This window comes from Arthrobacter sp. D1-17 (genome assembly GCF_054130535.1).
Genome location: NZ_CP096382.1, coordinates 1,169,119 through 1,193,136, shown reverse-complemented (window position 1 = coordinate 1,193,136; position 24,018 = coordinate 1,169,119). Strand labels below are relative to the sequence as shown.

At 64.1% G+C, this 24,018-nt stretch carries 19 protein-coding genes and 1 tRNA gene; 7 read left to right on the top strand and 13 right to left on the bottom strand.

The annotated features are described in order from the left end of the window. Positions 1-21: 21 nt before the first annotated feature. Both M1E01_RS05550 and rpoB read right to left on the bottom strand, forming a co-directional pair. Positions 22-3,921: a DNA-directed RNA polymerase subunit beta' gene (locus M1E01_RS05550; protein ID WP_457974101.1), complete on the bottom strand. Its 3,900-nt coding sequence runs from the start codon at positions 3,919-3,921 to the stop codon at positions 22-24. Positions 3,922-4,039: 118 nt separating this feature from the next. Further along, positions 4,040-7,555 (bottom strand): DNA-directed RNA polymerase subunit beta, encoded by a 3,516-nt coding sequence (gene rpoB / locus M1E01_RS05545; RefSeq protein ID WP_457974100.1) that lies wholly within the window; start codon positions 7,553-7,555, stop codon positions 4,040-4,042. A 492-nt stretch (positions 7,556-8,047) separates the two neighbouring features. Here rpoB and M1E01_RS05540 point away from each other — a divergent pair, with 492 nt between their 5' ends. Together M1E01_RS05540 and M1E01_RS05535 are read left to right on the top strand one after the other, a co-directional pair. Continuing rightward, the gene (locus M1E01_RS05540; protein WP_457974099.1) at positions 8,048-9,247 is read left to right on the top strand and encodes an acetyl-CoA C-acetyltransferase; all 1,200 of its coding nucleotides are present in this window, start codon (positions 8,048-8,050) and stop codon (positions 9,245-9,247) included. After that, complete coding sequence (locus M1E01_RS05535; protein ID WP_457974098.1) at positions 9,247-9,783, top strand: aminoacyl-tRNA deacylase; 537 nt, start codon at positions 9,247-9,249, stop codon at positions 9,781-9,783. Before M1E01_RS05540 ends, M1E01_RS05535 begins: the two co-directional genes overlap by 1 nt. A 62-nt stretch (positions 9,784-9,845) precedes the next feature. Here M1E01_RS05535 and rplL read toward each other — a convergent pair whose 3' ends face one another. The 9 genes from rplL to M1E01_RS05490 form a co-directional block, all read right to left on the bottom strand. Then, complete coding sequence (gene rplL / locus M1E01_RS05530) at positions 9,846-10,223, bottom strand: 50S ribosomal protein L7/L12 (protein ID WP_457974097.1); 378 nt, start codon at positions 10,221-10,223, stop codon at positions 9,846-9,848. 74 nt (positions 10,224-10,297) lie between these two features. Then, the gene (gene rplJ / locus M1E01_RS05525) at positions 10,298-10,882 is read right to left on the bottom strand and encodes a 50S ribosomal protein L10 (RefSeq protein ID WP_457974096.1); all 585 of its coding nucleotides are present in this window, start codon (positions 10,880-10,882) and stop codon (positions 10,298-10,300) included. Positions 10,883-11,178: 296 nt separating this feature from the next. Continuing rightward, a complete protein-coding gene (locus tag M1E01_RS05520; protein ID WP_457974095.1) occupies positions 11,179-12,294 on the bottom strand; it encodes an N-acetyltransferase family protein in 1,116 nt (371 codons plus the stop codon). 90 nt (positions 12,295-12,384) lie between these two features. Beyond that, complete coding sequence (locus M1E01_RS05515; RefSeq protein ID WP_457974094.1) at positions 12,385-13,476, bottom strand: GNAT family N-acetyltransferase; 1,092 nt, start codon at positions 13,474-13,476, stop codon at positions 12,385-12,387. A gap of 152 nt (positions 13,477-13,628) precedes the next feature. Beyond that, positions 13,629-14,336 (bottom strand): 50S ribosomal protein L1, encoded by a 708-nt coding sequence (gene rplA, locus M1E01_RS05510; RefSeq protein WP_457974093.1) that lies wholly within the window; start codon positions 14,334-14,336, stop codon positions 13,629-13,631. Between the two features lie 192 nt (positions 14,337-14,528). Continuing rightward, positions 14,529-14,960 (bottom strand): 50S ribosomal protein L11, encoded by a 432-nt coding sequence (gene rplK, locus M1E01_RS05505; RefSeq protein WP_003803853.1) that lies wholly within the window; start codon positions 14,958-14,960, stop codon positions 14,529-14,531. Positions 14,961-15,090: 130 nt separating this feature from the next. Continuing rightward, positions 15,091-15,972, bottom strand: a complete 882-nt coding sequence (gene nusG / locus M1E01_RS05500) for a transcription termination/antitermination protein NusG (protein WP_457974092.1) — start codon at positions 15,970-15,972, stop codon at positions 15,091-15,093. A gap of 115 nt (positions 15,973-16,087) precedes the next feature. After that, entirely contained in the window at positions 16,088-16,357 is a 270-nt protein-coding gene (gene secE, locus M1E01_RS05495; protein WP_457974091.1) for a preprotein translocase subunit SecE, read from the bottom strand. A gap of 98 nt (positions 16,358-16,455) precedes the next feature. Further along, a tRNA-Trp gene (locus M1E01_RS05490) sits at positions 16,456-16,528 on the bottom strand. A 289-nt stretch (positions 16,529-16,817) separates the two neighbouring features. On the opposite strand from M1E01_RS05490, the gene M1E01_RS05485 reads away from it, so the two are divergent. After that, positions 16,818-18,035: a pyridoxal phosphate-dependent aminotransferase gene (locus M1E01_RS05485; RefSeq protein ID WP_457974090.1), complete on the top strand. Its 1,218-nt coding sequence runs from the start codon at positions 16,818-16,820 to the stop codon at positions 18,033-18,035. A gap of 106 nt (positions 18,036-18,141) precedes the next feature. Here the strand turns inward: M1E01_RS05485 and M1E01_RS05480 are convergent, their stop codons facing one another. Continuing rightward, a complete protein-coding gene (locus M1E01_RS05480; RefSeq protein WP_457974089.1) occupies positions 18,142-18,831 on the bottom strand; it encodes a LuxR C-terminal-related transcriptional regulator in 690 nt (229 codons plus the stop codon). Next, the gene (locus M1E01_RS05475; protein WP_457974088.1) at positions 18,828-20,249 is read right to left on the bottom strand and encodes an ATP-binding protein; all 1,422 of its coding nucleotides are present in this window, start codon (positions 20,247-20,249) and stop codon (positions 18,828-18,830) included. The genes M1E01_RS05480 and M1E01_RS05475 overlap by 4 nt, the downstream gene beginning before the upstream one ends. A gap of 124 nt (positions 20,250-20,373) precedes the next feature. Between M1E01_RS05475 and M1E01_RS05470 the strand changes: the two genes are divergently transcribed. The 4 genes from M1E01_RS05470 to M1E01_RS05455 all read left to right on the top strand — a co-directional run bounded on the left by M1E01_RS05470 (position 20,374) and on the right by M1E01_RS05455 (position 23,954). Further along, positions 20,374-22,026: a PspC domain-containing protein gene (locus M1E01_RS05470; RefSeq protein ID WP_457974087.1), complete on the top strand. Its 1,653-nt coding sequence runs from the start codon at positions 20,374-20,376 to the stop codon at positions 22,024-22,026. Between the two features lies 1 nt (position 22,027). Continuing rightward, entirely contained in the window at positions 22,028-22,381 is a 354-nt protein-coding gene (locus M1E01_RS05465) for a hypothetical protein (RefSeq protein ID WP_457974086.1), read from the top strand. A gap of 3 nt (positions 22,382-22,384) precedes the next feature. After that, entirely contained in the window at positions 22,385-22,639 is a 255-nt protein-coding gene (locus tag M1E01_RS05460) for a PspC domain-containing protein (RefSeq protein WP_457974085.1), read from the top strand. A gap of 289 nt (positions 22,640-22,928) precedes the next feature. Next, positions 22,929-23,954 (top strand): 6-phosphofructokinase, encoded by a 1,026-nt coding sequence (locus M1E01_RS05455; RefSeq protein ID WP_457974084.1) that lies wholly within the window; start codon positions 22,929-22,931, stop codon positions 23,952-23,954. Positions 23,955-24,018: the final 64 nt, after the last annotated feature.

Sequence of the window (24,018 nt, the reverse complement as noted above, 5' to 3'; positions counted from 1 at the left end):
CAGGCTGGGTCTATCCGGCTGTTACCGGAAGTCATTGCCCAGGTCGTAGTCATCCAGCGGGATGGCGTGGAACTCAGGAGCTCCGTCGCCGCCCAGGGAATCGTAGGAGAAGTCGCTGAACGCGCTCGGGCCGGTGAACAGGTTGGCCTTTGCTTCTTCAGTCGGCTCCACCGTGATCTCGGTGTAGCGCGGGAGGCCCGTGCCGGCCGGGATCAGCTTACCGATGATGACGTTCTCCTTGAGGCCGAGCAGCGGGTCGCTCTTGCCTTCCATGGCCGCCTGCGTCAGGACGCGGGTGGTTTCCTGGAAGGAAGCGGCGGACAGCCAGGACTCGGTGGCCAGGGAGGCCTTGGTGATACCCATGAGCTCGGGACGTCCGGAAGCCGGAGTCTTGCCCTCGGATACGACGCGGCGGTTGGCGTCCTCGAACCGGCTGCGCTCGGCCAGCTCACCGGGGAGCAGGTCGGAGTCGCCGGATTCGATGACCGTGACGCGGCGCAGCATCTGGCGGACGATGACTTCCACGTGCTTGTCGTGGATGCCAATGCCCTGGCTGCGGTACACGCCCTGCACTTCGTCCACGAGGAACTTCTGTGCCGCACGCGGACCCATGATGCGCAGGACCTGCTTCGGGTCGACCGGACCGTTGATGAGCTTCTGGCCCACCGTGACGTGCTGGCCGTCCTCGATCAGGAGGCGCGACCGGCGCAGGACCGGGTAGGCGATCTCTTCGGAACCGTCGTCCGGAGTGATCACGAGTCGCATCTGGCGCTCGGACTCTTCGATGGTGATGCGGCCGGCTGCTTCCGCAATCGGCGCCACACCCTTCGGAGTACGGGCTTCGAAGAGCTCCTGGATACGGGGCAGACCCTGGGTGATGTCGTCGCCACCGCTGGCGGAAACAGCACCACCGGTGTGGAACGTACGCATGGTCAGCTGGGTACCGGGCTCACCGATGGACTGTGCGGCGATGATGCCCACAGCTTCACCGATGTCTACGGTCTTGCCGGTGGCCAGCGAACGGCCGTAGCACAGGGCGCAGGTGCCGACGCTGGACTCACAGGTGAGCACAGAGCGGACCTTGACCTCGGTGATGCCGGCTGCGAACAGCTCGGCGATCACGACGTCGCCGCAGTCGGTGCCGGCCGGAGCCAGGACGTTGCCCTTGGAGTCGACGACGTCCACGGCCAGCGTGCGGGCGTAGGCGCTGTTCTCGACGTTCTCGTCCAGCATCAGTTCACCGTTTGCATCCGCGACGGCGATCGGGGTCACCAGGCCGCGCTCGGTACCGCAATCCTCTTCGCGGACGATCACGTCCTGCGAAACGTCCACCAGACGACGGGTCAGGTAACCCGAGTTGGCGGTACGCAGAGCCGTGTCAGCCAGACCCTTACGGGCACCGTGCGTGGCGATGAAGTACTCCAGCACCGACAGGCCCTCGCGGTAGGAGGACTTAATCGGACGCGGGATGATCTCACCCTTCGGGTTGGCCACCAGGCCACGGATACCCGCGATCTGACGGACCTGCATCCAGTTACCACGTGCACCGGAGGACACCATGCGGTTGATGGTGTTCATCGGCGACAGGCTGTCACGCATGGCCTGGGCAATCTCGTTGGTTGCCTTGTTCCAGATTTCGATCAGTTCCTGGCGACGCTCGTCGTCGTCGATCAGGCCCTTGTCGTACTGGCCCTGGATCTTCGCGGCGCGCTCCTCGTAACCGGCAAGGATCTGCGGCTTGGCAGCGGGCACCTCGATGTCCGAGATGGCAACGGTGACGCCCGAGCGGGTGGCCCAGTAGAAACCGGCGTCCTTCAGGTTGTCCAGCGTTGCCGCGGTAACAACCTTCGGGTAGCGCTCGGCCAGATCGTTGACGATGCGGGACAGTTCGCCCTTGTCGGCAACAGCCTCAACCCAGGGGTAGTCCTCAGGCAGGGTCTCGTTGAAGAGCACCTGTCCCAGCGAGGTTTCCACCAGCGCGGGCTGGCCCGGCTCCCAGCCTTCCGGAGCCTCCCAGCCGGCGTACGGCACGAAGCCGTCGAGGCGGATCTTGACCTGGGAGTTCAGGTGCAGCTCGTGAGCGTCGAACGCCATGATGGCCTCGGACACCGAACCGAAGAGGCGGCCTTCACCTGCTGAACCGACACGCTTGGTGGTCAGGTGGTACAGGCCGATGATCATATCCTGCGAGGGCAGGGTCACGGGACGGCCGTCGGACGGCTTCAGGATGTTGTTCGAGGACAGCATCAGGATGCGGGCCTCAGCCTGAGCTTCGGGGCTCAGCGGCAGGTGGACTGCCATCTGGTCGCCGTCGAAGTCTGCGTTGAAGGCGCCACAAACCAGCGGGTGAAGCTGGATGGCCTTGCCTTCAACAAGCTGCGGCTCGAACGCCTGGATGCCGAGGCGGTGCAGGGTAGGTGCACGGTTCAGCAGCACGGGGTGTTCGGTGATGATCTCTTCGAGCACGTCCCAGACCTGCGGGCGGTAACGCTCGACCATGCGCTTGGCCGACTTGATGTTCTGGGCGTGGTTGAGGTCAACCAGGCGCTTCATCACGAACGGCTTGAAGAGCTCCAGGGCCATCTGCTTGGGCAGACCACACTGGTGCAGCTTCAGCTGCGGGCCGACGACGATGACCGAACGGCCGGAGTAGTCAACACGCTTGCCGAGCAGGTTCTGGCGGAACCGGCCCTGCTTGCCCTTGAGCATGTCGCTCAGGGACTTCAGGGGACGGTTGCCGGGCCCGGTGACCGGGCGGCCGCGGCGGCCGTTGTCGAAGAGGCTGTCAACAGCTTCCTGAAGCATGCGCTTCTCGTTGTTGACGATGATCTCCGGAGCACCCAGGTCAAGCAGTCGCTTGAGCCGGTTGTTGCGGTTGATCACGCGGCGGTACAGGTCGTTGAGGTCGGAGGTCGCGAAGCGGCCACCGTCCAGCTGGACCATCGGGCGCAGTTCCGGCGGGATCACCGGGACGGCGTCAAGCACCATGCCAAGCGGGCTGTTGTTGGTGGTCAGGAAAGCGTTGACCACCTTCAGGCGCTTCAGGGCACGGGTCTTGCGCTGGCCCTTGCCGTTGGCAATGACGTCGCGCAGCGTGTCGGACTCAGCCTGCATGTCGAAGTTCTCAAGACGCTTCTTGATGGCTTCGGCACCCATGGAGCCTTCGAAGTAGATGCCGTAGCGGTCGCGCAGTTCGCGGTACAGGCCTTCGTCACCTTCGAGGTCGGCGACCTTAAGGTTCTTGAAGCGGTCCCAGACCTGCTCGAGGCGCTCGATGTCGGCGTCGGCGCGCTTGCGGACGTTCGCCATCTGGCGGTCAGCGGAGTCGCGGGCCTTCTTCTTGTCGGCAGCCTTGGCGCCTTCACCTTCAAGACGGGCAAGCTCGTTCTCGAGGTCGCGGGCGATCGTCGCGATATCGGAGTCGCGGTTGTCGATCAGCTGCTTCTTCTCGATGTCGTGCTCAACCTGCAGGTTGGGCAGTTCCGCGTGGCGGCTTTCCTCATCGACGCTGGTGATCATGTAGGCAGCGAAGTAGATGACCTTTTCGAGGTCCTTCGGAGCCAAGTCAAGGAGGTAGCCCAGACGGGAGGGCACGCCCTTGAAGTACCAGATGTGGGTTACGGGAGCAGCCAGTTCGATGTGGCCCATGCGCTCACGGCGGACTTTGGCACGGGTGACCTCAACGCCACACCGCTCGCAGATGATGCCCTTGAAGCGCACGCGCTTGTACTTACCGCAGTAGCATTCCCAGTCACGGGAAGGGCCGAAGATCTTCTCGCAGAAGAGGCCGTCCTTCTCGGGTTTGAGCGTGCGGTAGTTGATGGTTTCCGGCTTCTTAACCTCGCCGTACGACCAGCCGCGGATGTCTTCCGCGGTGGCGAGGCCGATCTGCATGAGGCCGAAGGAGGATTCGCTGGACATATGGTCCCTGTTCTCTCTTGTTCTCTAAATTCTGAAGTCTTGGGTGCGGGATGAGGGAGGTGGTTACCGGGAAAAGTCAGCGCGGCGGGGCCGCTTGCTTTTCCCGGTAAACCCCCTGCTAAACCTCTTCTACAGAACTGGGCTCTGCACGTGACAGATCGATGCCCAGTTCTTCCGCAGCCGTGAAGACTGCGTCATCAGAGTCACGCATTTCAATTGTGGTTCCGTCCGTGGAAAGCACTTCCACGTTCAGGCACAGCGACTGCATTTCCTTGATCAAGACCTTGAAGGACTCAGGAACGCCCGGCTCGGGGATGTTTTCGCCCTTGACGATCGCTTCGTAGACCTTCACACGACCGTGGATGTCATCGGACTTGATCGTGAGGAGTTCCTGGAGCGTGTAGGCGGCGCCGTAAGCTTCGAGCGCCCACACTTCCATTTCACCGAAGCGCTGGCCACCAAACTGTGCCTTACCACCCAGCGGCTGCTGCGTGATCATGGAGTACGGGCCGGTGGAGCGCGCGTGGATCTTGTCGTCCACCAGGTGGTGGAGCTTCAGGATGTACATGTAGCCGACCGAGATCGGATCCGGGAACGGCTCGCCGGAGCGGCCGTCAAACAGGCGGGTCTTGCCCGAGGAGTCGATCAGGCGGTCGCCGTCACGCGTCGGGTTGGTGGAGTCGAGCAGGCCCGTGATTTCCTCTTCGCGGGCACCGTCGAAGACCGGCGTTGCAACAGTGGTCTGGCCACTTTCGCGCGGCAGGTTCGGCAGCTGCTTGGCCCACTCGGGGTCGCCTTCGATCTTCCAACCGGTCTTGGCTACCCAGCCGAGGTGCGTCTCGAGAACCTGGCCGACGTTCATACGGCCTGGGACACCCAGCGGGTTCAGGACGATATCGACGGGGGTGCCGTCGGCAAGGAAGGGCATGTCCTCGACCGGAAGGATCTTGGAGATAACGCCCTTGTTGCCGTGGCGGCCGGCGAGCTTGTCGCCGTCGGTGATCTTGCGCTTGGCAGCCACATAGACACGGACCAGCTGGTTGACACCCGGGGGCAGCTCGTCGTCGTTGTCGCGGTCGAAGACGCGCACGCCGATGACCGTGCCGGACTCGCCGTGCGGCACCTTCAGGGAGGTGTCGCGCACTTCGCGGGACTTCTCACCGAAGATGGCGCGGAGCAGGCGCTCTTCCGGGGTCAGTTCGGTTTCACCCTTCGGGGTGACCTTTCCGACCAGAATGTCGCCGGCTTCTACCTCGGCACCGATGTGGATGATGCCGCGCTCGTCCAGGCCTGCCAGGACTTCCTCGGACACGTTGGGGATATCACGGGTGATTTCCTCGGCACCAAGCTTGGTGTCGCGGGCATCGATCTCGTGCTCCTCGATGTGGATGGAGGAAAGGACGTCCTCAGCGACGATGCGCTGGGACAGGATGATGGCATCCTCGAAGTTGTGGCCTTCCCATGACATGAATGCCACGAGCAGGTTCTTACCAAGGGCAAGCTCGCCCTGGTCCGTTGCCGGGCCGTCGGCGATGATGCCGCCGACTTCCAGGCGCTGGCCTTCGTTCACCAGAACGCGGTGGTTGTAGCAGTTGCCCTGGTTGGAGCGGGCGAACTTGTTGATGCGGTAGTTGGTTTCCGTGCCGTCGTCGTTGAGCATGACAACGAGCTCAGCGGAGACCTCGGTCACCACACCGGCCTTCTTGGCGATGACAACATCACCGGCGTCAACAGCAGCGGCGCGCTCCATGCCGGTGCCCACGAACGGGGCCTCGGAACGGACCAACGGCACAGCCTGGCGCTGCATGTTGGCACCCATGAGTGCGCGGTTGGCGTCGTCGTGCTCAAGGAACGGGATCAAGGCGGTTGCCACGGACACCATCTGGCGCGGGGAAACGTCCATGAACTGCACATCCTCGGCGGGAACGAGCACGGGCTCGCCTCCACCACCGCGTGCACGGACCAGGACGGTCTCTTCAGCGAAGCGCTTGTTCTCGTCGAGCGGAGCGTTGGCCTGTGCAATCAGGACCTCGGCCTCGTCGTCGGCCGTCAGGTACTGGACGTCATCGGAAACGACGCCGTCCTTGACGAGCCGGTAAGGCGTCTCGATGAAACCGAACGGGTTGATGCGTCCGTAGGATGCCAGCGAGCCGATCAGACCAATGTTGGGGCCTTCAGGGGTTTCGATGGGGCACATACGTCCGTAGTGGGACGGGTGGACGTCTCGAACTTCCATGCCTGCGCGGTCACGGGACAGACCGCCCGGGCCCAGCGCCGAAAGACGGCGCTTGTGGGTCAGACCCGAGAGCGGGTTGTTCTGGTCCATGAACTGGGACAGCTGGGACGTTCCGAAGAACTCCTTGATGGCTGCCACCACGGGACGGATGTTGATCAGGGTCTGCGGCGTGATGGCCTCGACGTCCTGCGTCGTCATGCGTTCGCGGACGACGCGCTCCATGCGGGACAGGCCGGTGCGGACCTGGTTCTCAATGAGTTCGCCTACAGCGCGGATGCGGCGGTTGCCGAAGTGGTCGATGTCATCGATCTCGACACGCAGCTCGTGGTCCTGGCCGTCGCGCTTGCCCATGAGGGTCTTCTCGCCGGCGTGCAGCGCGACGAGGAACTTGATCATGGCGACGATGTCTTCAACATGCAGGACCGAAGCTTCCTTGTCGCCAAGGGAGCGGTCGATGCCAAGCTTGCGGTTGATCTTGTAACGGCCAACCTTGGCCAGGTCATAGCGCTTGGAGTTGAAGTACAGGTTGTCCAGCAGGGACTGGGCAGCCTCAACGGTGGGCGGCTCGCCCGGACGCAGCTTGCGGTAGATGTCCAGCAGGGCGTCTTCGCGGGTTTCGGTGGCGTCCTTCTCCAGCGTGGCACGCATGGAGTCGTACTGGCCGAACTCCTCGAGGATCTGGCCTTCGGTCCAGCCGAGGGCCTTCAGCAGCACCGTGACGGACTGCTTGCGCTTGCGGTCGAGGCGAACGCCGACCTGGTCGCGCTTGTCGATTTCGAGCTCGAACCAGGCACCGCGGGACGGAATGATCTTTGCGGTGAAAATGTCCTTGTCGCTGGTCTTGTCAGCGGCACGCTCGAAGTAGGCGCCCGGGGAACGGACCAGCTGGGAAACGACGACACGTTCGGTGCCGTTGACAACGAAGGTGCCCTTCTCGGTCATCAGCGGGAAATCACCCATGAACACGGTCTGCTGCTTGATTTCGCCCGTGTTGTTGTTCATGAATTCGGCCTTGACGTACAGCGGTGCCGAGTACGTAGCGTCCCGGTCCTTGCATTCGGCCATGGTGTACTTCGGGTCAGCGAACTCCGGATCGGAGAAGCTCAGGGACATGGTGCCCTGGAAGTCCTCAATCGGGGAGATCTCTTCGAAGATGTCGGAAAGACCGGAGGTGGTGGCGACGCTCAGGTCGCCTTCTTCGACGGCTTTCGCTACACGGGCCTGCCAGCGTTCGTTTCCGACCAGCCAGTCGAAGCTGTCCGTCTGCAGGGCGAGCAGATTCGGAACGTCAAGAGGTTCGTGAATCTTTGCGAATGAGAGCCGGCGAGTGGCACCGTCGGTGCTTTCGGCATTGATAGCGGTAGCGTTGTTTTCATTAGAGGTGCTCGAGGCGACCAAGAGGGATCCTTCCACAGACCTTCAGGCGTTTTCAGATCTCCCCCGCTTTCACCCTGCGAAGTGACTTCGCAGTGCTACCATCCGGTTCCGCTATATGACCCGGGACCTGGTCTGCCCATGCTGGTGACGTTGTATACGGCACATTGATGGAGCAGCTGCCAAGAGAAGCCCACCGCTATATGAAGGCTGAAGGTAAACAGGGAAGACGCAAATATCTACGATACGGCAAAACCCCACACGTGTCTACCCCACTTCGGTTCGTATTGCAAGCACCGATTCGCCGGGCACGTCTTGCAGCCGCGATCTTGCATCCGCGATCTTGCATCCGCGATCTTGCAGCCACGTCTTGCAGCGTGCAGTCGTGCAGCCACACCTTGCAGCGTGCAGCCTCCAAAGCACTTGCTGCCAGTCTGATGTCGGGGTGATTCGCGTCACGATAATCTATACCTATATCGCCTCAGATACCGCCCCAGATCGGAAGAGATAAAAACAATGAGCAACTCCGCAGACAACAGCGACGTTGTCATTCTGTCCGGTGCACGCACCCCGCAGGGCCGTCTCAACGGGCAGCTGGCGAGCTTCACCGCCGTCGAGCTCGGGACACATGCGATCACTGCGGCCCTGGCCGCCAGCGGACTCCGCGCCGACCAGGTCGAGGCAGTCATCATGGGCCAGGTGCTGCAGGCCGGCGCCGGCCAGAACCCTGCGCGCCAGAGTTCGATTGGTGCCGGCATCGGCTGGAACGTGCCCGCGGTGACCGTCAACAAGGTGTGCCTGTCAGGGCTGACGGCGGTGATCGACGCGGCGAGGATGATCCGCAGCGGTGATGCCCGCGTCGTCGTCGCCGGCGGCCAGGAGTCCATGACCCGGGCCCCGCATCTGCTGCCCGGATCGCGCCAGGGCTGGACCTACGGTGCCATTCAGGCGCTCGACGTCGCCGCACATGACGGCCTGACCGACGCCTTCGACGGGCAGTCCATGGGCCTCTCCACTGAAAGCAAAAATCTCGTCCTCGGCATCGATCGGACCTCGCAGGACAACGTCGCCGCACACTCCCACCAGCGCGCAGCCATCGCGTCCAAGAACGGTGTTTTCGACGAGGAGATCGCGCCGATCAGCGTCAAGCAACGCAAAGGCGATCCCTTGGTGGTTTCCACCGATGAGGGCGTCCGCCCGGACGCCTCCATCGAGTCCCTCGCCGGGCTGCGCGCCGCGTTCGTGACAGACGGCACCATCACCGCCGGAAACTCCTCTCCCCTGTCTGACGGCGCCTCCGCCCTGGTGCTGACCTCCCGCAAATATGCGGAAGCCAACGGGCTGGACTACTTGGCGGTTGTAGGCAAACCGGGCCAGGTGGCCGGGCCGGACAATTCCCTGCACTCCCAGCCCTCCAACGCGATCCGCAACGCCCTGGAGCGGGCTGGCTGGACCACAGCGGAACTGGACTTCATCGAAATCAACGAGGCATTCGGCTCAGTTGCCGTGCAGTCCCTCAAGGATCTCGACTACCCCTTGGAACAGTGCAACCTGCACGGCGGCGCAATCGCCCTCGGCCACCCGATCGGCGCCTCCGGCGCCCGGCTTGCACTGCACGCCGCCCATGAGTTGCAGCGCCGCGGCCAGGGCAAGGCGGCGGTTGCGCTATGCGGTGGCGGAGGCCAGGGCGAAGCCCTGCTGCTGTACAGGGACTGATGGAGGCCCTACCTGCGGGCAGTCCGGGCACAGGCGGTTCGGGCACAGGCGGCGGCTCCGGCGGAATCGGCTCCGGCAGGGAGCGGTTCCTTGCCGACGCCGCCGCGCGGGGGCTCGACGTCGAAATCGTGGAGCGGCTCGCCGCCCACAGCCTGGAGGAGGCCGCGTTTATCCTCGGCATCACGCCGGCCGACATCGTGAAGTCCCTCGTGGTGAAGCACAAGGACGGCAGCTTCCTGTTCGCTCTGATTCCGGGCGACCGCCAGATTTCCTGGTCCAAGCTGCGCGGCCTCGTGGGAGTGAACAAACTCTCCATGCCCCCGGCGGACGTGGCGCTGGAAGCCACCGGTTACGAGCGGGGAACTATCACTCCGCTCGGGAGCACCACGGCCTGGCCGGTCTATGCCGATCAGACCATTGCCGGCCGGCGCATTTCCATGGGCGCAGGCCAGCACGGCTACAGCGCGTTCGTGGACGCCGATGCCCTTGTCGCCGCGCTCGGAGCCGTGGTGGCTGACATCAGCGATCCAAACTAGGTCACTGTTAACGCAGGAATCCCCGCCCACCGAAGTGGACGGGGATTCCTTTGAAGCAGTTGTTACTTGAGGGTAACGGTGGCGCCAGCTTCTTCGAGCTGAGCCTTTGCCTTCTCGGCGGCTTCCTTGGTGGCGCCTTCGAGAACAGCCTTGGGAGCGCTGTCAACCAGGTCCTTGGCTTCCTTGAGGCCGAGGGAGGTGATGGCGCGGACTTCCTTGATCACTGCGATCTTCTTGTCGCCAGCAGCTTCGAGGACGACGTCGAAGTCAGTCTTCTCTTCAGCTTCTTCTGCAGCGCCGCCGGCAGCGGGGCCAGCAACAGCAACAGCAGCAGCGGTGACGTCGAAGGTTTCTTCGAAGAGCTTGACGAACTCGGAGAGCTCGATGATGGTCAGTTCCTTGAAAGCTTCAATGAGCTCTTCGTTGGTGAGCTTCGCCATGGTTGGCGTCCTTCCTATAGTGGTGGGCGGCGGCGTGATGCCGATCGTTCCACCGGAGTCTGTTTGGGAGAGAGTTAGTTCTCTTCGGCGGCGGCTTCGGCCGGAGCCTCAGCTGCTGCGTCTGCGGCGGGAGCTTCTTCAGCGGCGGGAGCTGCGGCTTCAGCCGGAGCACCGTTCTCTTCTTCAAGCTTGAGGCGCAGTGCGTCGATGATGCGTGCAGCAGCGGCAGCAGGGGCCTTGAGGACGCCTGCAACCTTGGCGAGCTGCAGCTCGCGGGACTCGAGTGCTGCCAGGGCGGCAACTTCGCTGGCGTTCAGTGCCTTGCCCTCGAAGTAACCGGTCTTGATGACCAGCTGCTTGTTGGCCTTGGCAAAATCCGTCAGGCTCTTGGCAGCTGCAACTGCGTCACCCTTGATGAACGCGATTGCAGTGGGGCCGGCAAGCTGGCCGTCGAATGCTTCGACACCAGCTTCCTTGGCTGCAATGGCGGTCAGGGTGTTCTTAACGACCGCGAACTTGGTGTCCTGGCCGAGAGAAACACGCAGCTGCTTGAGCTGTGCAACGGTGAGCCCACGGTATTCGGTCAGGACAGCGGCGTTCGATTCCTTGAAATCGTTAGTGATCTCAGCTACTGCTGAAACCTTGGTAGGCGTTGCCATAACCCTCCTTCCGGGGATAGTGCCGGTATTCCGGGTCCCCGCTCAGGTGAGCTAAAACTAAAAACGCCCCGCGCAGATGCACGGGGCTTGGCTCAACGCGGTCAGAACCGCGGAGCTTTGCTTCGTTCACCTGCGCCGGCCGCCCTATGTTCAGGGTCCTTCGTCCAGAAACCCACTGGCTCTTCCGCACACAACTGCAGAGTTGAGCTGAGCTCGAAAGAGTGGATTTCCAACAACCGACGGTCTTTGGTAGTTCAAGCTTACGGGACAGCACTGCGGACCACCAAATCGCCGGGCTAGCTCCTGCTGGGGCCGAGATCGGGAAGTTCCTTCTGCCAGATCCCGGTGACACCCGCCGTCGTAAATCCCAACTGGCGGTTGACGGTCAGGAGGTACCGGTTTTCCGGTGCATTCCAGGTATAGATCACGCGCGCATCCGGGAACTGCTCCGTGAGCCGTTCCATGTTGGCCACCTTGATGAGCAGGCCGAGCTTGTTGCCGCGGTGTTCCTGCAGCACCACCGTGTCGTCCTGGAAGACGACGTCCTGCCGCTGCGCCAGGACACTGATGGTGGTCAGCCCCACCAGAGTTCCGGTGGCGATATGTTCGACGGCGGTCACCACCGTCCGACGTCCCTGCGCTATGGTCGCGGCTTCCGCTTCCCGCAGAATGCGGGCGTCCATCACCATGCCGTCGTCCCCGCCGCCGGCAATGGGCAACGCGCCCCCGCCGGCCTGGTTCTCGAGGGCAGCAACAGATTCCAGCCAGCGGTCCGGGCAGCGGTCCGTCCAGTGATGCAGGCGGTACCTGCCGTTGTTGGCCTCCTGCGCCTCAGCCTCCAGCTCCGCCACGAGCTTCGTATCAAGCGGCAGTGCGCAGGAACTGAACTGCTCGATGTGCTGGAGCGTGTAGCCGGTACGCCGGGCGAACTCCACTTCCCTGCTGCCCAGCGGCACGAAACCCTGGCCGGACCCCGGCACCAGCTGGTCGACGTCGAACTCATGCAACGACGCCCCGGGGTGGTTTGTGTCGATCAGGATCATGGTCCGCCCCTCGTCGCGGGCAAAGGCCTCCGCGGCTTCCAGCAACTGCCGCCCCACGCCCTGGCCCTGGTACTCCGGCAGGATGTCGAGCGTGAACTCGGCCAAGTCCAGGTTGTCGGTCAGGGGCAAGGCGATATCCGCGGTGCCGACAATCTCGCCGTCGACCTTGGCCACCAGGATGACCTGGCGCTCGTAGGGATCGTCCAACTCAAGGAGCTTCTCCAAGGGTGCGTAGGCGAGGTCATCACTCCCCCACGTCTGCATCCGGACCTTGCGGCTGACTTCCACTGCGGCAAGAAAATCCGCAGCGTCGGGCGCATCGATGGAGTTCGGTATGAACAGCTGCTCAATCCGCACATCGCTAGTCACAGGGGCATCTTCCCAGCCGCTTCCGCCTCTCACCCTCCTAGGCTACGGCCTGAGCCGCCGCGAAGTACCTGTTGCCCGTATAAAGGTTGGTTAACGGCGGCGCTGCCACTCACCGTCGTACCCGGCAGGCCGGAAACCGAGGGACTCGTTGATGGCCAGCATGTGCTGGTTCTCGGAGGCGTTGAACGTCAGGACGCGTTCCACTGAAGGGTGTTCCCGCGCCAGCCGCCGCAGGTTGAGGATCTTGACCAGCATGCCCAGCCGGTTTCCCCGGTGCTCCTTCGTCACCAGGGTGTCCTCCTGTTCAGCGGCCCAGGGCTTTAATGCGGAATACTGCAGCACGGAGTAAGCGGCGGGTTCGCCGCTTGCCTTATGCCTCGCCATAGCAACAAGGGACTCCAGTCCCGTCTGCTCCCACTCTTCCTCGGCATGGCGTACCCGCTTGGCATCCCAGACTTCCGGATCATAATGGAGGGCACCGGCAGGGCTGTCGGTGCTCATCCGCGACATGAGCACGGCGAACTGGTCCACATAGTCATCCGGGCAGCGGTCCGTCCAGGTGAGGAGTTCGTAGCGTTCCCCGGCGACGGCGGACGCCTCGCGTTCCAGCGCGTCAAGGACCGCGTCCGACGGCGGCATGTCCAGTGCGCTGAAACGCGTCACCTGCTCAAGCGCGTAGCCGGCCGCCAGGGCGAATCGTGCCGCCCTGGATCCCGCCGGAATCCCTCCCGTGCCCGTTCCGGGTTTGAGGATTCCGGGCCCATCGGGGTCGAAGCCGGGAGCATGTTCAGTGAAGCTCTGCAACGTGGTCCGGCCGTGGCGGGCGGCGAATTCTTCGAGGTGGCGCAGCATCAGCCGTCCGATCCCCCGGCCGCTAAACCTGTTCAGCACGTCAACCCGGAGCAAGGCGTCCTGGAGGTTCTCCTGCAGCGGCAGCCTGATCCAGGACCTCGCCACCATGCGGCCGTCCAGCCGGAGGAAGAAGAGCCGCGCCTGCTGGTACTGGTTGTCGCGCCAGCCTTCGAGTCGCGCTTCGCGGGGAGTGGCACGGTCGAGGTTGCCCCAGGTTTCCATGATCAGGGCGTCGGTAAGCTCGCTGTACTCCAGGAAGTCGCCGGCGTCGGCAGCATCCACAGCGGCAGGGAGGGTGAGCGGTTCTATGCGGTAGGACGTCGTCGTCACGGGCCCAGCGTAGCTTTATGGCCCGTGTGGTTCCAGAGTGGCTTCCTCAAGGCACCCCCGGCGTGAATCGCTGCCAGCAAGACGTCGGCCACCAAGACAAAAGACCGCCCGGCGTGATGCCGGACGGTCTTTTTGCCAGTGGTTCACGAGGATTAGGCCTCGGCCAGCACCTTGGTGACGTTGGGATCCACGGTGATGCCGGGACCGAACGTGGTGGCAACCGTAGCCTTCTGGATGTAGCGGCCCTTGGAAGCGGACGGCTTCAGACGAAGCACCTCTTCCAGGGCGGCTGCGTAGTTCTCCGCCAGCTTGACGGCATCGAACGAGACCTTGCCGATGATGAAGTGCAGGTTGGAGTGCTTGTCGACGCGGAAGTCGATCTTTCCACCCTTGATGTCGTTGACGGCCTTGGTGACGTCGGCGGTCACGGTGCCGGTCTTCGGGTTCGGCATCAGGTTACGCGGGCCGAGGACCTTACCGAGGCGGCCAACCTTGCCCATGAGGTCAGGGGTGGCAACGGCGGCATCGAAGTCGGTCCAGCCGCCGGAGATCTTTTCGATCAGGTCGTCGGAACCAACGAAGTCAGCGCCGGCAGCGATTGCTGCTTCAGCCTTGTCACCGGTTGCGAAAACGAGGACGCGGGCGGTCTTACCGGTGCCGTGCGGCAGGTTGACGGTGCCACGGACCATCTGGTCGGCCTTACGCGGGTCAACGCCCAGGCGGAAAGCGACCTCAACGGTTGCGTCGAACTTGGAAGGGTTGATTTCCTTCGCCAGGCTAATGGCCTCGAACGGGGCGTAAACCTTGTTTGCCTCGATCTTGGCTACGGCTGCCTCATATGCTTTGCTGCGCTTTGCCATGCTGCTTATTTCTCCTTGTGCAGTTGTGGTCTGCGGACCGCGCTGGGCCCTGCCACAGCCGCAAGTCCGGCTGTACGTATCCGTACTGGACGTGCGGCATTTCAATGTTTCAGTGGTGCCGGTTATCCCGGCGGTGCTGCCCGGCGTCGTTCTCGGTGTTCCGAAACCGGCGCCGCGTCAGCCGTGAGGAAATTAACCCTCGACGGTGATGCCCATGGAGCGGGCGGTGCCGGCGATGATCTTCGCGGCGCCTTCGAGGCTCGTGGCGTTGAGGTCTTCCATCTTGGTGGAGGCGATCTCGTTGACCTGGGCCTGGGTCAGCTTGGCAACCTTGACGGTGTGCGGGGTTGCTGAACCCTTGGCGACGCCTGCAGCCTTCTTGATGAGCTCTGCAGCCGGCGGGGTCTTGGTGATGAACGTGAAAGAACGGTCTTCGTAGACCGTGATTTCAACAGGAATAACGTTTCCGCGCTGGGCTTCCGTCGCAGCGTTGTACGCCTTGCAGAATTCCATGATGTTGACACCGTGCTGGCCAAGCGCAGGACCGATCGGCGGGGCCGGGTTAGCGGCACCTGCCTGGATCTGCAGCTTGATGAGGCCGGTGACCTTCTTCTTGGGAGCCAATGTAGGGTCCTTCTCTCAAATACGTCCTGGGACACAGGAGCGTGCCTCAGGTGGTTGGCCGCCATGGCGAGGCGGCCGGCCGTCCCGGAACTGCTAAAGCGGACAGTCCGGGACGAAATCTGTGGTGGAACTAGATCTTGGTGACCTGGTTGAAGCCCAGCGTGACCGGCGTCTCGCGCTCGAAGATGGACACCAGGACCACGAGGGTCTGGGAATCCACCTTGATTTCGGAGATCGTGGCGGGAAGGGTCTCGAACGGGCCTTCCTTGACGATGACAGACTCGCCAACCTCGAAGTCGACGTTCACCGGAGCGGAAGGCTGCTTGGCGGGCTTGCCCTTCTCGGCCTGCTCCTCTTCGAAGACCGGTGCGAGCATGGAGAAGACCTCGTCCAGACGCAGCGGCACAGGGTTGTGAGCGTTGCCGACGAAGCCGGTGACACCCGGGGTATGGCGGACGGCGCCCCACGAGGCGTCGGTCAGGTCCATGCGGACGAGCACGTAGCCGGGGATGCGGACGCGGTTGATGACCTTGCGCTGGGCGTTCTTGATCTCAACGACTTCCTCCATGGGCACCTGGATTTCGAAGATGTAATCTTCCATGTCCAGGGTCTGGATGCGCGTCTCGAGGTTGGCCTTCACACGGTTTTCGTAACCGGCGTAGGAGTGGATGACGTACCAGTCACCCTCCTGGCGGCGCAGCTTCGCCTTGAATTCTTCAGCAGGATCAACCTCCGCCTTGGCGGCAGCGGCGGCCAGGGCATCCGAGTCCTCGCCGTCAGCGCCTGCTTCTGTTTCATCCGCAGCTTCGTCCGCAGCGTCTGCTTCTGTTTCATCCGCAGTGGCTTCTTCTGTTACATCCGCAGCGGCGTCGTCGGCGTCTGAGGCGGCGTCAGCAGCGCCGTCGAAATCGGGTGCAGCAGACTCAACCCCAGACTCCGCAGCGGGTTCAGCCGCCGGGTTCCGCGTTTCATCCAGCTCAGTCTCAGTTACCTCGAGCTTGTGCTCAGACACTTGGTCTCCTGCTTCCTCATTGCCTAACATGCCTATTTAAATGGCTCAATTCCGCACACTCCGCAGCTCCTTCCGAATTCCGGAAGTGCCCGCGCAGTCTGCGGACTGGTCGCCCTTAGCGGTCCGCGGGGGCCGTACCGCCGAAGATCCAGCTCACCGCGCTGCCGAAGCCGAGGTCCAGCAAGGTAACGATGACCATCATGATGACCACGAATACGAGCACCACGAGCGTGTAGTTGATCAGTTCCTTGCGGGTCGGCGCCACGACCTTCTTCAGTTCACCGATGACCTGGCGGACGAAGAGTGCGATGCGAGCGAAGAAGCCGGCTTTGGCGGCATTCTTTGCGGGGCGGCCCTTGGAGCTGCTTGCAGCTGTTTCGGTCACCTGGTCCCTCACTCATCCTCGCAAATGTCGGATTACCCGGCTCTGAACTGAACCATGGTTGCTGCGCTGGTTCCGGCTTTCCACCGGAACAGCTTGCGCAGGGCAGACAGGACTCGAACCTGCAACCTGCGGTTTTGGAGACCGCTGCGCTACCAATTGCGCCACTACCCTATGGACCAAAGCTGGCCCGTGGAGTGAAAACCTCCATGCCGCGCTTGACTCAGGCTTTCCTGAGGCGCACGCCATCAATCGTGTTTTCAACACCGGAGAACCAGTCTACGCAAGAAGTTCGCTTACGTCGAACCAGCCTCTTTCGGAGCATCCGTGAGACAGAGAAACCCGGCTGGACTGCAGTCACATACCCGGGTCCCACCTCGAACGATCCGGTGAACAGCATAGAGTAGTTTCCGTCGAATCCCATCATTCAGCTACCCAGCTGCAAGCGAAGAACGGACCTGCCATGTCTTCCGCCCGCGTCTCCCAGCGCATATCCGCCATTGCCGAATCCGCCACCTTGGCTGTCGACGCCAAGGCCAAGGCGCTGAAGGCGGCCGGCCGGCCGGTGATCGGCTTCGGCGCAGGCGAGCCCGACTTTCCGACCCCGGACTACATCGTGAAGGCCGCCATCGAAGCCGCGAGCCAGCCGAAGTACCACCGCTACTCGCCTGCCGGCGGACTGCCGGAGCTGAAGAAGGCCATCGCTGAGAAAACCTTCCGGGACTCCGGCTACAAGGCCGATCCTTCCCAGGTGCTTGTGACCAACGGGGGCAAACAGGCCGTCTACAACACCTTCGCCACGCTGGTGGATCCGGGCGACGAAGTGATTGTGCCCACACCGTTCTGGACCACCTACCCGGAAGCTATCCGCCTGGCCGGCGGCGTGCCGGTGGAGGTCTTCGCGGGCCCCGAGCAGGATTACCTCGTGACCGTTCAGCAGCTGGAGGCGGCCGTGACGGACCGCACCAAGATCCTGCTCTTTGTTTCTCCGTCCAACCCCACGGGGTCGGTCTACTCACCGGAGCAGGTTGCCGAGATTGGACAGTGGGCTGCCGCCAAGGGCCTGTGGGTGGTCACGGATGAGATCTACGAGCACCTGACGTACGACGGCGTCCCGTTCACCTCCATCGCCACCGCCGCCCCCGAACTGGGTGACAAGGTAGTCATCCTCAACGGCGTTGCCAAGACGTACGCGATGACCGGCTGGCGCGTGGGCTGGATGATCGGCCCGGCCGACGTCATCAAGGCCGCCACCAACCTGCAGTCCCACGCCACGTCCAATGTGTCCAACATCCCGCAGATCGCCGCCCTCGCGGCCGTCTCCGGTCCCCTGACCGCCGTTGACGAGATGAAGGTCGCCTTCGACCGCCGGCGCAAAGCGATCGTGGCCGGCCTGAACGCTATTGAGGGCGTTGAATGCCCGACGCCGAAGGGCGCCTTTTACGTTTACGCCGACGTCCGCGCGCTGCTGGGCAAGGAATTCCCGACGGCGAACGGTCCTGTCAGCCCCGCAACCTCCGCAGAGCTCGCTGCGCTGATCCTCGACGAGGTTGAGGTTGCCGTCGTCCCCGGCGAAGCCTTCGGCCCGTCCGGTTACCTGCGGCTCTCCTACGCCCTCGGCGACGATGACCTCGCCACCGGCGTGGCCCGCCTGCAGGACTTCCTGGGCAAGGCCAAGTAACCCGACGCTCTCTCACTTCCTGCAAGGAATACGCAAACGCTCCCTCACCCAGTGATGGAGCGTTTGCGGTTAAGCGGCAGGAAGTGAGAGAGCGTCCGGAGTGGGGCTAGAGGAGACGGCGCTCCGCAGCCCACTTGGTCAGTTCGTGCCGGCTGGACAGCTGCAGCTTCCGCAGCACTGCCGAGACGTGGGTTTCCACAGTCTTGATGGAGATGAACAGCTCCTTGGCCACTTCCTTGTAGCTGTAGCCCCGGGCGATCAGGCGCATGACCTCGAGTTCCCGGGCGGAGAGCTTGTCCAGTTCGTCGTCGGCGATGCCGGCCGGGGCGGTGCCGAAGGCATCCAGCACGAAGCCGGCGAGGCGCGGCGAGAAGACAGCGTCACCCCCGGCAACCCGGAAGACCGCGTCAGTGATCTCCGGACCGGAAATCGTCTTGGTCACATAACCGCGGGCGCCGGCCCGGATAACAGCAACCACGTCCTCCGCCGCATCGGATACACTCAGCGCCAGGAACCTGGTACTCCCCAGCAGCGGTGCCGATCCTGCAATGACTTCCCGCCCGCCGCCGCCCCGGCCCCCGGGCAGATGGACATCGAGGAGCACAACATCAGGTCGGGTGCGGGCAATGACGTCGATGGCCTGCTCCACAGTGCCCGCCTCTCCCACAACGCCCACCCGCGGATCCAGGTCGGCCTTCAGGCCGGAGCGGAAAATGGCGTGGTCGTCAACGATCACCACCCTCACTGTTTGCCGGTGTTCCCCCGCGCTGGTTCCGTCCGTTGCCGGCGTGGTCATGGCTTTCCTTCCGCATTCCCGGCGGCGGGGGCGGGCAGCGTTAGCCGCACCTCGGTGCCGTCCGGCGTGCTGTCAATTTTGGCTGTTCCGTCATGCCGCCTCATCCGGCCAATGATCGATTCCCGGATTCCCAGCCTGTCTCCGGGAACGGCCTCGGGATCGAATCCGGGGCCGCGGTCCTTGATGAAAACCTCCACGCCGCTGTCGGCCGCTTCAACGTACACGGAAACTGGTCCGCCGCCGTGCCGTGAAGCATTCAACATGGCTTCGCGGCTGGCCTGGACCAGTGCCTCGTGACGCTCAGTCATGCCGGTATCTCCTACGCTCACTACATCCACCGCATTGCCGAGGCCGTCCTCCACTTCAGCGGCGGCTGCCTTGATCCGGTCGGACAACTGGCCCGCGTCCCTGGCAGGGTCCTTGAAAAGCCAGCCGCGCAGTTCCCGTTCCTGCGCCCGTGCCAGCCGGATGACGTCTTGCTCGTTGCCTGCGCGGCGCTGAATCAGCGCAAGTGTCTGCAGCACCGAGTCGTGCAGGTGGGCGGCGATCTCGGCGCGCTCCGTTTCCCGTACCCGTCCGGCGCGTTCGGTTTCGAGGTCCCGCCAGAATTTCAGGCCCCAGGGCAGCAGAACCAGGGCAACGCCTCCGAGGACTGCCACGGACGCCAGGAGGGCCAGCCAGGTCTGCTCCCAGGATCCTGAGCCGGACACCATGATGAGCACTCCGGCCACCACCAGCGCCAGGCCCGCGGCCAACCGCGCCCAGCCGCCTGCCTGGTCCGCCTTGGTTTTGTCCACGAGGCCGGCGCGGCGCGTCTCATCCAGCTGCATCCACGCTATGGCGGCGCCGCCGAGGATTGCGGCCACCGGTATCAGGGTCCCCAGCGGGACCTCGGCCCCGAGCAGTCTCGCAATCAGGATCCCGGCCACGAGCAGCAGGCCCGAACCGAGGAGGATTTCCTTGCCGTAGCGCATCCTCCGTCCCCGGAACCAGGGACCGCCAGCAGCGGCGGCCGCGGCGCCTGCGCCGGGTCCAGCGCCAGGCGTGACCGGCTGGAAGGAGGTCCCGGCGTCGTACGCTGCGGACGGAAAGACGTCCGACGGCAGGTTCCCGACCGCGGGCTGCGGCACCGGGGCGCCGCTCGCGGGAGTGTCCGGCGCCGGGCTGCTCACGGCTGGGGCGATGGCCGACGCGGGCCGCTTGGCGTTTCGGCGGGCGGCTTCGTCGGCGGTGGGAACCATGATCCACAGCCAGGCGTAAAACACCAGGCCCGCTCCGCCGGCGAGCGCGGCCACCGTCATTCCGATTCTCACCATGCGCACCGGCCAGCCAAGATGGGCTGCGAGCCCGGCGCATACTCCGGCGATTATGCGGTCGCCGCTGCGGACCAGCGGCGGGCGGACGGGAACGGTGGTCATGCATCAATCCAAGCACGGATCAGGGTTCCGGGGACCGCTTTCGGCCCCGGACCAGGGGCAGGTCAGGGGCGGCTCAGGGTGTTCCCCAATGTCGGTGGGAGCGGTGCAACGGCAGTATCGAAGTATGAACTCGCACAACCCCGACCCCGACGACGGACAGCAGTCCGCCACCCCCTCTGATGAGCAGCCCGGCCTCCGCGAACCGCATCCTCCAGGCGGCCCGGCCGGTGCCGGACGGCCTGCGGAACCTTCGAGCGAAAGCACCGCGGAACCTTCGAGCGGAAGCACAGCGGAACCGCAGAAAGAGCCCCTGCTTCCTCCGCCACTTTACGGCACCCATGCTGTCCCAGACAGCCGCGGTACCCCGGCTGGTGCCGGCGTTCCCGGCGCCGGCGGCCCCAGTGCCGGCGGTCCCGGTGCCGGGAGTCCCGCCGGCGCTGCAGGCCAGCCGGCCCAGCAGCTCGATTTCTTCGGCTGGGTCCGCAGCCACGGCATATACCGCGGACGTGACCGCTGGATCGGCGGCGTCTCCAGCGGCATCGCCCAGCGCATGGGCATCGATCCCCTGATTGTCCGCGGCATCTTTATTGTGCTGACCCTGTTCGCCGGCATCGGTGTGCTGCTGTATGGCCTCGGCTGGGCGCTGCTTCCCGAACCCGACGGCCGGATTCACACCCAGGAAGCAGGCGCAGGTCGCTGGACCACCGGCATGACAGGTGCCCTGGTCACCACGCTTATCGGTTTCACGGGCATGGGCGGCGGCTTCTGGGGCTGGGGCCGTGACGGCTCCGGCTTCTTCTGGGCCCTGTTCTGGATCGGTGGCCTCATCTACCTCGTGTACTACCTCACCCAGCGCAACAGGAACAGCGGCGGAGCAGGCCCGCGCGATGTTTCCGCAGCTGAATGGACCGCCGGTTGGCCCGCGGCGACGGCCGGAGCCAGTGCGGCGACCGAACCCAACGCGCCGTACGTCCCGGAAACGTCGTACACAGGACCGCCGTATACAGCCGGAATGTCGTACGCGCCCGGCACTCCGTACGCGCCGGGAACCCCGTACGGCGGCGGCAATCCTTCTTCCGGCGGCTTCGGCAGCGTTCCGCCCGGCAGACCCGCACCGGTGCCCGCCCCGGGCTCGTTACCGAAACAGAAACCGGGAGGACCGGGCACGCCGGCCGTAGCCATCACCGCGGGCCTCGCCCTGCTCGTTGGCGGCGCACTCAAAGCACTTGACGCCGGCAACGTGGTCGATCTCGGCACGTCGGCAAATGCCATCGTCTGGGCCAGCGGCGCGGCTGTGCTGGGCTTGGGAATCCTGCTTGCGGGCCTCCGCGGCAGGAGCTCGGGAATCCTCGGCTTCTTCGCCGTCGTTGCGCTGATCGTCGGCGGCGTCATCAACGCCGTCCCCAACGGTGACCGCTTCCGCTTCCACAATGCCGACTGGTCTCCGGCCAGCATCGAGCAAGCCCGCGACGGCTTCCAGATTACTGGCGGACGCGGAACCGTTGACCTCACCGGGCTGAACCTGGAAGCACCGCTGCCCTCCGACGTCGTGGTTCCCATGGACGTCACGGCCAGCAATGTCACCGTCCTGCTGCCGCGGGCCGTACCGGTGGACGTCCGGGCGGACATGACACTGGGAAACCTTAATGAGGGCACCGACCGCCGCGGGGGCATCACGTCCCGGGAGAGCAGCTACAACACCGACCGGCCTGGTGCCCGGCTGATCCTGCAGATCGACGGGACCGTCAGCAACATCACCATCCAGGAAGGAAACTGACATGAGCAGCTTCGACCCCGCACCGGAATCCTCACGGGCAGAAACCTCCGGGTCGCCTGCGCCGCACGGCACAAGTCAGGACCAGACGGGTCAGGGCCGGCCAGGTCAGGACCAGACGGGTCAGGACACAGCGGCTTCGGCGGCGGACTCGACGGCCCGCGTCAGCACCATCGTCTGGGGACTGCTGGTCCTCGCACTGGCGATCCTGATCATCATCTCCCAGCTGGGGCTCGTGGTGCTGAACGGCACCTACGTGCTGATCGGCCTCATGATCGGCGCCGGCGCCGCCCTGGTGATCGGCGGGCTGCTTTCGGCCCGCCGGCGTGACAACGGCTCCACAAACGGGAAGGCTTGAGATATGGAACAGTTCTATAGCATTGTCAGGGGCCTCGGCCTGAGGCGCGGTCCGCAGCGATGGCTCGGCGGAGTCTGCGGCGGAATCGCCGACAAGTTAAACGTGGACGTGGCTTACGTCCGGATCGCTTTCCTCCTCTTGTGCCTCCTGCCCGGCCCGGCCGTGGTGTTCTATCTGGCCGCGTGGCTGATCCTGCCTAACCAGAACGGCACCATCGCCCTGCAGTCCTTCCTCGAGAAGCGCGCCAACCGCCGGTGACACACGACGGCGGGCTGCCGCCACTGCCCGTGGACAGCGGGCGGCGACTTTAACGGGTCCCCTGCTCTAATGAGCAGGGGACCCCCGGTTTATGCCCCTGCTTGTGCCCTCCTGCTTGGGTCATGGCCGGGGAAGAGTGCCTGGTATCACGCCAAGCGGCAGGCGGAACCCCACCGGTGGCGCTGCATGTAACCGTTTGTGTCCTTGGCCACACTCCACACTAGACTCTATGTGAGCTCAGCGTGGCGCTCTGCCCGTACACCTTCGAATCAGGATTTGAGCCGAAATAATGAAAATTGGAATCCTCACCAGCGGCGGCGACTGCCCCGGACTGAACGCCGTCATCCGCGGCGCCGTCCTAAAGGGCATCGCCATCCACGGCCACGAATTCGTGGGGTTCCTCGACGGATGGCGCGGCGTGGTTGAAGGGGACATTATTCCCATCCCCCGCACGCTCGTCCGAGGCATCGCCAAGCAAGGCGGCACCATCCTTGGCACCTCCCGCACCAACCCCTTCGAGAACGGCGGCGGGCCGGACGTCATCAAGGCCCACATGGAACGGCTCGGCATCGACGCCATCATTGCCATCGGCGGCGAGGGAACCCTCGCCGCCGCCAAGCGCCTCACCGACGCCGGCCTGAAGATCGTCGGAGTTCCCAAGACAGTGGACAACGACCTGGACGCCACGGACTACACGTTCGGTTTCGACACCGCCGTGCAGATCGCCACCGAGGCCATCGACAGGCTGCGGACCACCGGTGAGTCGCACCACCGCTGCATGATTGCCGAGGTCATGGGCCGCCACGTTGGGTGGATCGCCCTGCACGCCGGCATGGCCTCGGGAGCCCACGCGATCCTGATTCCCGAGCAAAAGGTCAGCATCGAGCAGATCACGAAATGGGTGAACGAGGCCCATGACCGCGGCCGTGCCCCGCTGGTGGTTGTTGCTGAAGGCTTCGTGCCGGAACACATGGAGTCACCGCACTCCGAGCGCGGCCTGGACACCTTTGGCCGGCCCCGCCTTGGCGGCATCGCAGATCAGCTGGCTCCGGAGATCGAAGCCCGGACCGGTATCGAGACCCGCTCCACGATCCTTGGCCACATCCAGCGCGGCGGCGTCCCCTCGGCCTTCGACCGCGTGCTCGCTACCCGGCTCGGAATGGCCGCGGTCGACTCCGTGGTCGAGGGCCGCTGGGGCACCATGGTTTCGCTCAGCGGCACCGACATCGACCACGTGGGCTTCGAAGCAGCCCTGGGCAAGCTCAAGACAGTCCCCCAGCACCGGTACGACGAAGCGGCCGTCCTCTTCGGCTAAACACGAATTGCCTCTCTGCTACAAGTGGATTCCCGGCCGTCCCCTTTCGAGGGCGAGCGGGCAG